This is a genomic window from Pelagibacterium sp., assembly GCF_048264985.1.
GTDB lineage: Bacteria > Pseudomonadota > Alphaproteobacteria > Rhizobiales > Devosiaceae > Pelagibacterium.
In genome coordinates this window covers 1,310,860-1,322,613 of sequence record NZ_JBLXCL010000001.1, presented here as the reverse complement: position 1 = coordinate 1,322,613, position 11,754 = coordinate 1,310,860, and the positions used below count along the sequence as shown (strand labels likewise).

General features: G+C 57.7%; 12 protein-coding genes. 4 read left to right on the top strand and 8 right to left on the bottom strand.

Translation table 11 applies throughout. The features are described from left to right. The first annotated feature begins 101 nt into the window (after positions 1–101). Entirely contained in the window at positions 102–725 is a 624-nt protein-coding gene (locus tag ACN0TA_RS06470; RefSeq protein ID WP_417580976.1) for a MarR family winged helix-turn-helix transcriptional regulator, read from the top strand. Here ACN0TA_RS06470 and ACN0TA_RS06465 read toward each other — a convergent pair. After that, complete coding sequence (locus ACN0TA_RS06465; RefSeq protein WP_417580974.1) at positions 705–1,568, bottom strand: LysR substrate-binding domain-containing protein; 864 nt, start codon at positions 1,566–1,568, stop codon at positions 705–707. The two genes, ACN0TA_RS06470 and ACN0TA_RS06465, sit on opposite strands and share 21 nt — an antisense overlap. Positions 1,569–1,675: 107 nt before the next feature. Between ACN0TA_RS06465 and ACN0TA_RS06460 the strand changes: the two genes are divergently transcribed. After that, the gene (locus tag ACN0TA_RS06460) at positions 1,676–1,951 is read left to right on the top strand and encodes a DUF1127 domain-containing protein (RefSeq protein ID WP_417580972.1); all 276 of its coding nucleotides are present in this window, start codon (positions 1,676–1,678) and stop codon (positions 1,949–1,951) included. A gap of 103 nt (positions 1,952–2,054) precedes the next feature. Here ACN0TA_RS06460 and ndk read toward each other — a convergent pair whose 3' ends face one another. Beyond that, on the bottom strand, positions 2,055–2,477 hold the full coding sequence (gene ndk / locus ACN0TA_RS06455) for a nucleoside-diphosphate kinase (protein ID WP_417580970.1): 423 nt from the start codon (positions 2,475–2,477) through the stop codon (positions 2,055–2,057). A gap of 159 nt (positions 2,478–2,636) precedes the next feature. Here ndk and ACN0TA_RS06450 point away from each other — a divergent pair, with 159 nt between their 5' ends. Together ACN0TA_RS06450 and ACN0TA_RS06445 are read left to right on the top strand one after the other, a co-directional pair. Then, positions 2,637–4,511 (top strand): ABC-F family ATP-binding cassette domain-containing protein, encoded by a 1,875-nt coding sequence (locus tag ACN0TA_RS06450; RefSeq protein WP_417580968.1) that lies wholly within the window; start codon positions 2,637–2,639, stop codon positions 4,509–4,511. Positions 4,512–4,620: 109 nt separating this feature from the next. After that, a complete protein-coding gene (locus ACN0TA_RS06445; RefSeq protein ID WP_417580966.1) occupies positions 4,621–5,484 on the top strand; it encodes a DUF4344 domain-containing metallopeptidase in 864 nt (287 codons plus the stop codon). Positions 5,485–5,549: 65 nt separating this feature from the next. On the opposite strand, the gene ACN0TA_RS06440 is transcribed toward ACN0TA_RS06445, so the two are convergent. From ACN0TA_RS06440 to ACN0TA_RS06415, 6 genes are all read right to left on the bottom strand, one after another. Further along, positions 5,550–6,968 (bottom strand): diguanylate cyclase, encoded by a 1,419-nt coding sequence (locus ACN0TA_RS06440; RefSeq protein WP_417580964.1) that lies wholly within the window; start codon positions 6,966–6,968, stop codon positions 5,550–5,552. A gap of 119 nt (positions 6,969–7,087) precedes the next feature. Beyond that, a complete protein-coding gene (locus tag ACN0TA_RS06435) occupies positions 7,088–7,705 on the bottom strand; it encodes a YitT family protein (protein WP_417580962.1) in 618 nt (205 codons plus the stop codon). Then, positions 7,705–8,154, bottom strand: coding sequence for a DNA polymerase III subunit chi (locus ACN0TA_RS06430; RefSeq protein ID WP_417580960.1), 450 nt, complete (start codon positions 8,152–8,154; stop codon positions 7,705–7,707). The genes ACN0TA_RS06435 and ACN0TA_RS06430 overlap by 1 nt, the downstream gene beginning before the upstream one ends. 152 nt (positions 8,155–8,306) lie before the next feature. Beyond that, entirely contained in the window at positions 8,307–8,702 is a 396-nt protein-coding gene (locus ACN0TA_RS06425; RefSeq protein ID WP_417580958.1) for a c-type cytochrome, read from the bottom strand. 27 nt (positions 8,703–8,729) lie between these two features. Then, positions 8,730–10,316, bottom strand: a complete 1,587-nt coding sequence (locus tag ACN0TA_RS06420) for an NAD(P)/FAD-dependent oxidoreductase (protein ID WP_417580956.1) — start codon at positions 10,314–10,316, stop codon at positions 8,730–8,732. 271 nt (positions 10,317–10,587) lie between these two features. Then, positions 10,588–11,718 (bottom strand): substrate-binding domain-containing protein, encoded by a 1,131-nt coding sequence (locus tag ACN0TA_RS06415; RefSeq protein WP_417580954.1) that lies wholly within the window; start codon positions 11,716–11,718, stop codon positions 10,588–10,590. Positions 11,719–11,754 lie beyond the last annotated feature (36 nt).

Sequence of the window (11,754 nt, the reverse complement as noted above, 5' to 3'; positions counted from 1 at the left end):
TCGGCACCGGAACAGCGCTATTGACTTGATATATCTGCTCAACGCAATTACATGTCAATAGCATGTAATTGTTTTTGGCATGCAATTAAGGATTACCTCCTATGCCGACACGACTGGACACAGTGCGGGATCTTCTCGCTAGAAGCGGCAAGAATACCGATTTGGCAGACGCGCTGCTCCGCATCGACACTGTTGTGCAGAACTGGCGCCGTCAGATGCACAAGCGCGAACTTGGTCATCGGGCCACGCACGCGCTAGGGCTGGAATTGGATATGGCCCAGATCGACGTACTCTTCGCCATCGCCTACCCGTCGCTATCCACCGAACCTAACGAAGACGGCGAGACGATGGTTTCAACCGTTGCCGAGCGTTTGTATATCGACCCCTCCCGCGCCAGCCGGCTGGTGTCGGAAATGGTCAATTCCGGCTACGCACGCCGGGCCGTGTCCCAGAAGGACGCACGGCGCACCATATTGGAGTTGACCCCGGCGGGGGAAGCCGTGCTCGATGCCGTGCGTGGCTATAAATGGCTATTGCTCGGGGAGTTCTTCAGCAGTTGGTCACCTGAGGACGTCGCCACCTTCGTGCCGCTTCTCGAGCGGTATTCGAACTGGATGACAACCAGCGAGGAAACCGAAGAGAAGTTCGCCGACGAGATCAATGAGCTTGCACGATCGATCGAACGGGCCAAGGCGGGGATTGCGTCAGGCAGCAAGAGCGGGTGAGTTCAGCTCTGACTTCACATGCACAAGGAACGCATCAAGCACCTCGGTTGACGCTGAACCGCGCTTGATGCCGATTTCGGCAACACCCAGCGGATAGCGAGCATCCATCGCCTCAAGTATGCGCAATCCCGGCCCCACAAACCAGGCGGGAGCAACTGCGACTCCAAGACCTTCGCGCACGGTCAGCGAGATCAGAGCAGCGTTCGACGTCGTGACAGCAAGGCGCCATTTGCGGTCGTCGCGCACAAGAGCGGCAGAGGCCATTTCCCTCCATGAACAGGCGCGAGACCATGCGCAAAGGGGCAGCGGGTCATCGCAATGAGGCGAGGCACTTTCACTGCCGATCCAATGTAACCTGTCCGAACGCAGCGTTTCGGTGTCGGTATCGCCTGTCCGGCATGAGATGATCGCCGCGTCCAGTTCCCCATCAGCCAGCATCTCCCGCAACGAAAGACTTGTACCGGTGACGACTTCAACCTGGACCGCCGGATGGGCCGCGCCAAAGCTGCGCAGAGTGCCGGGCAGGAACGCCTGGGCATACTCATCGATAGCACCGAGGCGCAGACGGCCGGTGATGGTCAAAGGCTGGAAAGCACGCAAAGCCTCATCATTGAGCCGCACCATCGATGCCGCGTATTCGAGCAGCTTCATCCCGTCAGGAGTCAACACATTGCGCCGCCCTTCCCTTTCGAACAGCGAGACGCCGACAATTTCTTCCAGGCGCTTCATCTGCGCGGAAACCGTCGACTGCGTCTTGTTTACCCGCTCACCGGCAGCACCGAAACTTCCAGTTTCGGAAATGGCCAGAAAGGTGCGCAGAAAGTCTGGATCGAGCGAAAACACGGCGAACTCCTTTCATCAGAAATTTCGATGTTTTTAACAAAAAACATTCGTTAGATCAATTTATCGTCTCGTTTCATCATGGACGTCATCGAACAAGGAGATGTCAGATGACCCTAATTGAACGGAACGATCTATTGGAACAGGACGAATTCGAGGGACGGCCGCGGTACCGCGCCGCTATATGGCGCCATTTCAAGGCTGTGATCTCAAGCTGGTGGCGGGCTGGGCGCGTCCATGCCAACCGCCGGCATTCAAGAATCGCGCTAGCTGAAATGAAAGACTGGCAATTGCGCGATATCGGGATCAATCGCGGAGAAGTGGACACGCTTCTCAACCGGAACGGCGTCGCCCGCGATCGGATCATACCGCTTGAGGTGCGCTGATGCGCTGCACAAAAAACGCCGCGCTCTCTCGAACGCGGCGTTCATATCGATAATCGGACATGTGGATATGGGCGATGCCCATCCCGTCCGGAATTGCGGCTGATTAGCCGACGATTTCATCGTCTTTAAAGAAGAACTTGATTTCTTCAGCAGCGGTTTCGGGAGCGTCCGAACCGTGAACCGAGTTTTCGCCGACCGAAAGGGCAAATTCCTTGCGGATAGTGCCGGCATCGGCGTTTTCCGGGTTGGTGGCGCCCATGACTTCACGGTTCTTGGCAATGGCATCTTCGCCTTCGAGAACCTGCACGACTACCGGGCCCGAAATCATGAAATCGACGAGTTCGCCGAAGAACGGGCGTTCCTTGTGGACGGCGTAAAAGCCTTCGGCCTGTTCGCGGGTCATCTGGATGCGCTTGGAAGCGACGATGCGCAGACCGGCATCTTCAAATTTGGAGATGATCTTGCCGGTGAGGTTACGCTGTGTGGCGTCGGGCTTGATGATCGAAAATGTGCGCTGAATGGCCATTGTGTCTGGTCCTTATTGGAAGGGATCGGAGAAGGTGGGGCCTTTTAGCGTTAGTGGATGGCAGTGGCAAGACGGCATGGAAGCTGGCCGCGACGCGCACCTGCTCTGCACCCTGCCCACTTGCGCGGGGACACAGTCAAGGTTACTGACCGCCCCATCATGCTTACGATTACAAACCTCCATTACAAAATTGCCGGTCGTCCCCTGTTCGAGGGGGCGTCAGTGACGTTGCCTACCGGGGCGAAGACCGGTTTCGTGGGCAAGAACGGATCGGGCAAGACGACGCTGTTCCAACTTGTCCAAGGCTTCCTTTCACCCGAGCAAGGGTCGATCGAACTCAACAAGCGCGCGCGGATCGGTGCCGTTGCACAGGAAGCGCCGGCGAGCGAGATGAGCGTGCTCGACATGGTACTGGGCGCCGACACCGAGCGCGCGGCGCTGCTCGTGGAAGCCGAAACCGCCGAAGATCCTCACCGGATCGCCGAAATTCACATGCGGCTTGCCGATATCGACGCCCATACCGCCGAAGCGCGGGCCAGCGCGATCCTGAAGGGGCTTGGGTTTTCGCTGGAACGGCAGAACGGACCGTGCCGGGAGCTTTCGGGCGGGTGGCGCATGCGCGTCGCACTGGCGGGAGTGTTGTTTTCGCAGCCGGATCTTCTGCTGCTGGACGAGCCGACCAACTATCTCGATCTCGAGGGTACGCTGTGGCTGGAAAAATACCTGGCCACTTACCCCTACACTGTCTTCATGATTTCCCATGATCGTGACCTGCTCAACAAGGCTGTCAATTCGATCATCCATCTCGAGCGCGGCAAGCTGACCTTCTACAAGGGCAGCTACGATACGTTTGAAGAAACGCGCCGGCTGCAGATGGAATTGCAGAACAAGGCGCGCGAAAAAACGCTTGCCCAAATCGAGCACATGCAGAAATTCGTCGATCGCTTCAAGGCGAAGGCGACAAAGGCCAAGCAAGCCCAGAGCCGCGTCAAGGCGATTGCGAAACTGCGCCCGCCCGAGGCGCTTTTCGATGAATTTGCCGCGCCGTTCAGTTTCCAGCAGCCCAAAAAATCTCCGGCAACGCCGATGATGACCTTCGACAATGTGTCCGTGGGCTATGGCGAAAAAGTCATTCTGAGCCGGATTACCCATCGCATCGACCCCGACGACAGGATTGCGCTGATCGGGCCGAACGGGAACGGCAAATCGACGTTTGCCAAACTGCTTTCCGGCGAGCTCAAGGCTATGGGCGGGCAGATGTTGCGAGCAAAAACGCTCGACGTTGCTTATTTCGCCCAGCACCAGCTCGACCATCTCAAACCCGAGCAGACCCCTTACGAGCATGTGATCGATCTTATGCCGCTCGAAAGCGAAGCCAAGCGCAGGGCACGGGTGGCGCAAATGGGGCTTTCGACAACCCGCATGGACACCAAGGCGAAGAACCTTTCGGGTGGCGAGCGGGCACGGCTCTTGATGGGCATCATTACGTTCGGCGGGCCGGGCATGCTGGTGCTGGACGAACCGACCAACCATCTCGACATCGACAGCCGCGATGCGCTGGTCCATGCGCTTAACGACTACAAGGGCGCCGTGCTGATCATTTCGCACGACCGGCATTTGATCGAGGCGACGTGCGATACACTGTGGATTGCCGAGAACGGCACCGTCAGCGAATACGAAGACGATCTTGACGGGTATCAGCGCAGCCTCGTCTCGAACGGGTCGGGCGGCAATGGCGGGGGCGGTTCGGCATCCGACCGCAAGCGCGAGCGTCAGGAAGCTGCGGCCCGGCGCGCCGAACTTGCGCCTTTGCGCAAGGAGATCAAGTCGCTCGAGCAAAAACTTGACTGGAAGCGTAAGGACCTGGCCAAAATCGATAAACAGCTCGATGACCCGGCGCTTTATACTGGCGACGCGGAAAAGGCGATTGCGCTGGGAATCGAAAAATCGAAATTCGAAGGTGAAATTGCAGCCCTCGAAGATCAGTGGCTCGAAAAAAGCGCAGCACTTGAGGACGCCCAGACCGATGCCTAGCGCCCTCTAGCAAGTTTCTTTACCCAAGCGCAAAAACCTGTCTGGATCGGAACAATGCGCCGCGCTAGATACACAAGCGTCGCGACCAAGGCACAGGGACACAATGGCAATGGCAAAGGCAAAGTTGGCAATCGCAACGTTTGTTGCCGCCATGGCGGTGATCTCACCAGCCGTAGCGCAACAGCTGAGCAATGCCCAACGCGATGCAGCTGTGCAATTCGCGCTCAACAACACGCGTCACACGATGTTTCACGAAATCGGTCATCTGTTGGTCGATCAGCTCGACCTGCCAGTTTTAGGCCGTGAAGAAGATGCCGTCGATACCATGGCAACGCTGCTCATGCTCGACACCGGGACCGAAGCAGACGTTGTTGGGCTCCAGGACACCATCGAGGGCTGGCTTTATTCGGAATCGTTCCGGCCATCGCGCGGCTACGTCAATTCGGCGTTCTATGGCGCGCACAGTCTCGATATTCAACGCTCCTACGCCATGGTTTGCCTGATGGTGGGGAGCGATTACGACCGTCACACCCAATACGCCACGCGCATATCGTTGCCCATCGACCGGCAGACGAGTTGCGCTGAGGACTACAGGATTGCCGAACGCGGTTGGTCGGCAGTGCTTGAGCCGCACCGGCGCGAAGGGGCTCCCGCCTCGGATGTAAGCGTTCAGTACCGCGATACGCGGGGAGAGTATCCCGAGGCCCAAGCGCTGCTGGAACAGGCGCAGGTACTTGAGCAGTATGCCGACTGGGTGGCGAAGAATTATGTCCTGCCCCGGCCAGTGCGGATGACCGCGGAAAATTGCGGCGAGGTCAACGCGTTCTACGATCTGGAAACACGCGAAGTCATTCTTTGCTATGAGTGGGTCGACTTTTTCTACGAGCTATACGTTTCCGACATCATGCCGGTGCGTGAGCATTTTGAACTCATGCGCAAGCTGAAGCTCGACAAGCTGGGCCGGCTGGACTAGCGAAACTCTGCAATCGCCATGCCTGCCGCAATCATGTGATGGGTCACGTCGAGGCGGCAATCGGATCAAGTGGCAACGACACGGTTCCGACCTGCCTGCTTGGCACTGTAAAGAGCGGCATCTGCCTTGCCCAGCAAATCGGAGAAGCTGACGTCCGGATCACTGCCCGATTGGGCGGTGCCGATACTGACCGTTATCGATATAGCGTGCCCGTTCTCGATCACTTCCAGCTTTTCAACCGCCGCGACGATCCGTTCGGCGATGCGGGTAGCGCGTTCCAAGCTCACGCCAGACAAAACGACGGCAAACTCCTCGCCCCCCAGACGGCCAATGGCATCGCGCGACCGGACGACGTTGGAAACGGCATCCGCAAAAGCCTGAAGAACCCGATCGCCAACAGCGTGACCGAACTGATCGTTGATGGATTTGAAGTGATCGATATCGAGCATCATGACCGAGATGGGCAGGTCATTGCGCGAACCGGTCATGAGATCCTGTCCGCATTCGTGAAAAGCGGTGCGGGAGAGAACCCCTGTCAGGCTGCAATGATCGACCATATAGGACAGCTGGTTCATCAACCGTATGCGGGCCGCATTGATGGTAACGACCGCCAGAGGCGCCAGGACCATCAGTGCGATGCCAAGCCGCAACGACCCCGTCCAGTAGAGCGGATCACCGGCGACCCCGATATCGACGAAGCCCAATTGAACCGCGACAAGTAACCATGCCGCTGTTGCGGAGGTGACCATGGCTGTTGCGAACCGGGTGGTGGTCAGCGCGCACCAGATCAACGCCGGGATCGGAAAGGCGATCATCCCCGGCCCGCCGATTACACCGCCGGCGGTCAGCGAGACGATCAGTGCGGCCAAGGGCGCCAGGCTGGCCCTGGTCGAACGGCGCATAGCCGACCATTCGGCACTCGAAAACCGAAAGCGCGCGGGGACGGTAAGAAGGACAGGCAAGATCACGAGGCTGTTGACGATCTCGGTTACAAACCAGAATTCAAGCCCATCCAAGAAACCGCGACCGAACACCAAGCGCGCTGCCCCTGCCCCAGCCAGCGCCGACATGAACGCAGAGGCGGCGCAGACTCCAAGAAGGTAGAGCACCGATTTCGGTCGGCAGAGGCATCGGTCGCCATCGGACAAAAGCTGATAGAGCAGAAAGCCCGTCAGAGCGCCTACCATGTTGGCAAAGGTCAACCAGGCCGTAACGACCGGCTCCCCTCCAGTGACAAGATCGGCAAGAAGATACCCCGCCAGAGCACCGATCCATCCCGAGGGGATGGAAAGACGTGGCACACGCACCATCAGACCCAGCAGAATTGCATTGGCGGGCCAGAACGCTGCCAGAAAGCCCATGGGACGCGTCAGGATGCCCAACAGGGCTGCCGTAAGCACCACGGCCCCAACGATCAGAAATGGAAACGCGCTACGCCAGGCCAAGCCCGAAAACGCTTCTGGCGTATTTGAAGCACCTTTCATTGCGATCCTACTCGCTGGCACGAACAACGGCGCAAGCAGGTCAAGCCCATTCGCCCCCTAAACGGAGCCTATATCAGTTGAAACGAATTTGACCATCAGGTTGATGCGCCAAGCCGCCGTCAGCTAACGCCCAAATAGCGGCCAGGCTTGTGATTGAGCAGAATGACAAGGCTCATGAAAACCGCACCGACCAGAGACAGAACCACCCTGTCGAATGGCAGGATGAAGAATGCTGCGATCAGGATGAAAAAATCGATGCCAAACTGGACATAACCAGCGGGAATTTTGTGATTGTCTTGTAGGTAAAGCGCGAGAATGTTGACGCCGCCAAGGCTTGAGCGATGGCGAAACAGCGCGAGAATACCCATTCCCATCATGGCGCCGCCGGCAATGGCCGCAAAGAATGGATTGATGCCGGAGATATTCAGCCAGTTGGGCATCAATGCTGGATAGAGCGACACAAGTCCCACGGCGATAAAGGTCTTCAGCGTGAACTGCCAGCCCATGCGCAGGAACGCCAGGATGTAGAACGGCAAGTTCACAACGAAGAACACTGCCCCGAACGGCAAGCCAGTTGCATATTGGACCAGAAGGGCCAGGCCGGCCGTGCTGCCTGTCGTGATCTGGGCTTCCGAATAGAATGTGACGCCAAGCCCGACAAACAAGGTCCCGAGCAGAATGGCAAGCACATCTTCGAGCGGTGTGTGTTTGACCTTGGGTTCAAACGAAGAATCCATCAGGCTCTCTTGCTCCAGCGGCCTTCGCCGTCCTGCTGCCAATAGGTGAGATCGTAGACAGGTTTCAGGTTGCGCCACACCTGACGCGCTTCGGTTACGGCATCGGGATCATGGCCGTTGAAGATATAGACCAGTCTTTCATAGCCCTCGAGCTGGCGCGGCGTGGCACGATCAACGAAAAAACGGATGGTGGCGCCATTGGGATTTTCATCGCCGCCTGTCAGCAATACCGGCTGAACGGCATCAACAGCCTCCCCAGCAGCAACGGCGTGAGGCAGAAAGCTGTCGTCGGAATAGGTCCAAAGCGCTGAATCGATGGCTTCGATGCGCTCGGCGCTGCCGATTTCGACTACGGCACGCCAGCCGCGCTCGATGGTCTTTTCCAACAGCATCGGCAGAACGGATTCAAGTGGTCGGCTTTCGAGGTGATAGAACAATAGGTCTGTCATGTTGCCATTATCGCATCGGATCGCCCAAGGCGCTAGAGGATGTGATGGCTGGCGACGTGAAGATGCCATCTGTAGTCGCCAGTGGCGACCTGCTGGATTGTATCATGAGAGCGGCGACAGGCAGGTCGTTGCAGACCCGCCTGTCGTATCAATCAACGCGAGTCGGTCACTTGCTGTACACTGACTTCGTCGGTGTAGTCATTGCCGAAACTGGTGCGGATATAACCGACCACGGCGGCAACCTGTTCGTCGCTGAGCACGCCACCAAGCGAAGGCATCGCCTTTTGTCCATGAAGGATAAGGTAGATGGCGTAGCCGGGGAACTCGAGGTTCGGATTGTTGGCCAGAGCCGGATACATTCCGGCGCCCTCAGCTCCCTCCCCTTCGGGCATATGACAGCCCGAGCAGATGGCATTGTAGATATCCTCACCATCTGTCTGGGTCAGCATGCCCGGATCTTCGAACATCATATCGGCGTCCGATTGCGCAATGGCAGGTGTCACCAAGAGCGCGAGGGCCGCCGCTACGGCGAGTTTGAGCGATTTCATATCAAAAGTCCTTTCTGGTAGCGGCGATCAGGCGCCCGTAACGTGCTTATGCAAGCGCGCTATGGCATCGAGAGCGGAGAGGATGGCCCCCTCCTGCCAAGCCGGAAGATAGGAGATATGTTCGCCAGCCATCAGCGTGCGACCGTCCATGGCTGCGGCTGTGGCATACTGAGCTTCCTTGTCGTCCCAGATGCCGTAGCATCCGAGCACCCAGGGCACACGATGCCAGCTTACCGATACGCCGTTGGAAAACTCCTCGGTATATTGCGGGTGGATCTGGGCACCGTATTCAACTGCCTTGGCCACCCGTTCTTCGGGCGCCAGCGCGTTGAACTGATAGGCTGTTGCCCCCCAGCTATAGCCGCCCAGCAACACGCCTGGGCCATCGCTGAAATAGTCGCCCGACGGGTAGGAAATCTGCGAGATGGGCAGGTTGGTATAGGTGATGCCGCCGTAGATGTGCTCGTCCTGCTCCCAAAAGCGACGCTTGAATTCGAGCCCGAACTTGACCGATCCCGCATAAAACATCGAGTCGATGATGCTGGTCATCGGACCGGAGAAGTTATGGTCGATCTGTCCGAGAATGGAGAACGGGATTGTGCAGATGCAGTAATCCGCACTTGCCGTCATTTCGCCCTCGGCGCCGTTGCTGTCCACATAGGTGACGGTGACGCCACTATCGCTCTGGTCGATCTTGGTGACCTTGGCGTTGTAGGTGATGAGATCGCCGATGACCTTTTCGAAACCCTGGGCGATCATGTCCATGCCACCGACCGGCTGGAACATCGTGCCCTGGTGGTCGATAGATGAACCAGTGACAAGATTGGACCATAGCTGCGACTGGAGAATATCGCTCATTGCCAACGGTTCGGACGGAACCGGTTTACCGTCGACGCCGCCGCCGGGATCCTTTTCCCAGCCCCGGAATTCCGAAGTGTCTTCGCTCTTTATGTAGGCGTAGTTGTCGTCAAGCACGCCATAGGTCTTGAGTGAATCGAGGAGAAGCTGGGCATCCTCGGCCGTCACCGTTTCATCGAGACCGTCCTGATTGACGACTTTGGCCAGCAATTCAGAAATATGGCCGCGATAGTCCGCATCGATTTCGCGGAAACGCTGCGGCTTACCATCGAATGCATCGGTGCGGTGCAGATAGGCATTGTAGTTGACCTGCATGAACGGCTCAAGCTTGACACCAAGCCTCTTGCAATAGTCGAGCACCCCGTAATGGTGATGCGGAATGCGCCACGGACCGGGGTTGATGTAATTGCCTTCGGCAAATTTCACATCCTGCTCGAAGCCGCCGAGTTCGACATATTTGTCGCCGCCGCGCAGGGTCCAGCAGCGCCCACCCGCCTTTTCCCGATACTCAAGAATCTGGACATTGTAGCCAGCATCGCGCAACTCCAGCGCCGCCGTCATGCCCGCCAGCCCCGCTCCAAGAACCAACACCGAAGCGCCGTTGGGATCACCTTCGAGATTGATGGGACCGCTATAGGTCGACTCCTGGGCAAACCCCAGGCTTGTCATCGCGTTGTACATCGCTGCACTTCCCGCAGCAGTACCGATCATCGTCAGGAGCTGACGACGACTCATTTCCGTCTGAAACCCAGACATATTCCCTCCCACAAAAATACCGGTGAACGCGTGAGACGCGCGCCCACCATCATCCACGCTAGCCCATGAACTCATGGCTGGCAACCGGTTGCCGAGGCGCACATCTTCAGGGATGCAGGAGTAAGAAATTTAGTAAAAACAGCGCAATAAGAGACGCAGTCGCCATGGCCGGCGCAACCGCCAAGCGGATCGTCATGCCAGCGCAAAGCCGGGAAAGAACGCAAAAATGGGCGCCGTGACAGCGCCCATTTCCAGATTTCAGTATCGATGATTATTCGACGCCGCCCCAGGCCTGGGGATAGTTGTCCATCTCGTCACAGCCGCACATTGCGTAATGCAGCGGCGGCATGTTGGGATCGATGAAGCTATTGAGGTTTTCCTGGGTAATTGCGGGCTGTGGCAGAACCCATTCGGGCGCCGGAACGGCTTCACCCGAGAGCACACGAACTGCGGCGATGATCGGGGTGCGCCACTGATACGAAGGATATGTCGGCGCGATTGCCGTCATGTCCAGATCGTTCCATTTTTGCAGGAAATCCTGCTGGTCTTCACCCACGAACACTGGAATGTCGTAGCCGCCATCTTCGAAGGCTTCGACAGCTGCCACGGCGGTTGCACCGGCATCCATCCACACAGCGTCGATTGAGCCACGCTGAAGATAGTCTTCAACTATCGACTTGGTGTTGGCGTTGTCGCCATCGGTAAATTCGGCACCAACGACGTTGAGACCGGCTTCATCCAGAATGCGACGGCCAGCGGAGTAGCGGGTTTCGAGCACATCGACGCCCGGCAGAATACGCAACATCAGGACATTGGCCCCTTCATCGACGTTGTCGGCGATGAACTGGGCACCCTGGATACCGAAACCGTAACCGCCGACCGGGTGAATGAACGTCACCGGGCAGTCGGTCTGTACACCACGATCGAATACGATGACCGGCAACTGCTCGCAGGCGTCTTCGACGGCAGGTGTCAAAGCAGCAGTCGTATTGGGCGAAACGATCAGAAGATCGCAATCGCCGCTGGCAAGAAGATCGGCGATGTCGGCAATCTGCTTGTCGTCCGAGCCTTCGGCATCGACGTGAATGAACTCGCCGATCTCGTCATGGAGTGCAACTTCCTCGGTCATGTTGGTGTAGCCCACCACCCGCCAGGGATTGTTGACGCCAGCATTGGAAAAACAGATCGTATGCGGACCTTCTGATGCGTATTGGGCCGTATCACCCATCTGATCGACCAGATACTGTTCCCAGGGCTTACCTTCCGGGCCCATGGGCTCCATCGAGAGCTGGTCCATCTGGCGGGCGAACTCTTCGGGGTCGTCGAAATTCTGCGCACCTGCAACGCCTGGCCCCGCGAGCACCATGCCCGTCGCCAATGCGTAGGTCAGTAATTTTCTCATCGTGGTTTCCTCCCTTTCGATGAAGGCTGCATGACG

What these genes read in the sequence shown, in the direction of transcription:
- ACN0TA_RS06420 (WP_417580956.1), bottom strand. Translation starts at nt 10,316, where the DNA reads ATGTCTGGGTTTCAGACGGAAATGAGTCGTCGTCAGCTCCTGACGATG.
- ACN0TA_RS06440 (WP_417580964.1), bottom strand. Translation starts at nt 6,968, where the DNA reads ATGAAAGGTGCTTCAAATACGCCAGAAGCGTTTTCGGGCTTGGCCTGG.
- ACN0TA_RS06460 (WP_417580972.1), top strand. Translation starts at nt 1,676, where the DNA reads ATGACCCTAATTGAACGGAACGATCTATTGGAACAGGACGAATTCGAG.
- ACN0TA_RS06470 (WP_417580976.1), top strand. Translation starts at nt 102, where the DNA reads ATGCCGACACGACTGGACACAGTGCGGGATCTTCTCGCTAGAAGCGGC.
- ndk (WP_417580970.1), bottom strand. Translation starts at nt 2,477, where the DNA reads ATGGCCATTCAGCGCACATTTTCGATCATCAAGCCCGACGCCACACAG.
- ACN0TA_RS06435 (WP_417580962.1), bottom strand. Translation starts at nt 7,705, where the DNA reads ATGGATTCTTCGTTTGAACCCAAGGTCAAACACACACCGCTCGAAGAT.
- ACN0TA_RS06415 (WP_417580954.1), bottom strand. Translation starts at nt 11,718, where the DNA reads ATGAGAAAATTACTGACCTACGCATTGGCGACGGGCATGGTGCTCGCG.
- ACN0TA_RS06450 (WP_417580968.1), top strand. Translation starts at nt 2,637, where the DNA reads ATGCTTACGATTACAAACCTCCATTACAAAATTGCCGGTCGTCCCCTG.
- ACN0TA_RS06430 (WP_417580960.1), bottom strand. Translation starts at nt 8,154, where the DNA reads ATGACAGACCTATTGTTCTATCACCTCGAAAGCCGACCACTTGAATCC.
- ACN0TA_RS06445 (WP_417580966.1), top strand. Translation starts at nt 4,621, where the DNA reads ATGGCAAAGGCAAAGTTGGCAATCGCAACGTTTGTTGCCGCCATGGCG.
- ACN0TA_RS06425 (WP_417580958.1), bottom strand. Translation starts at nt 8,702, where the DNA reads ATGAAATCGCTCAAACTCGCCGTAGCGGCGGCCCTCGCGCTCTTGGTG.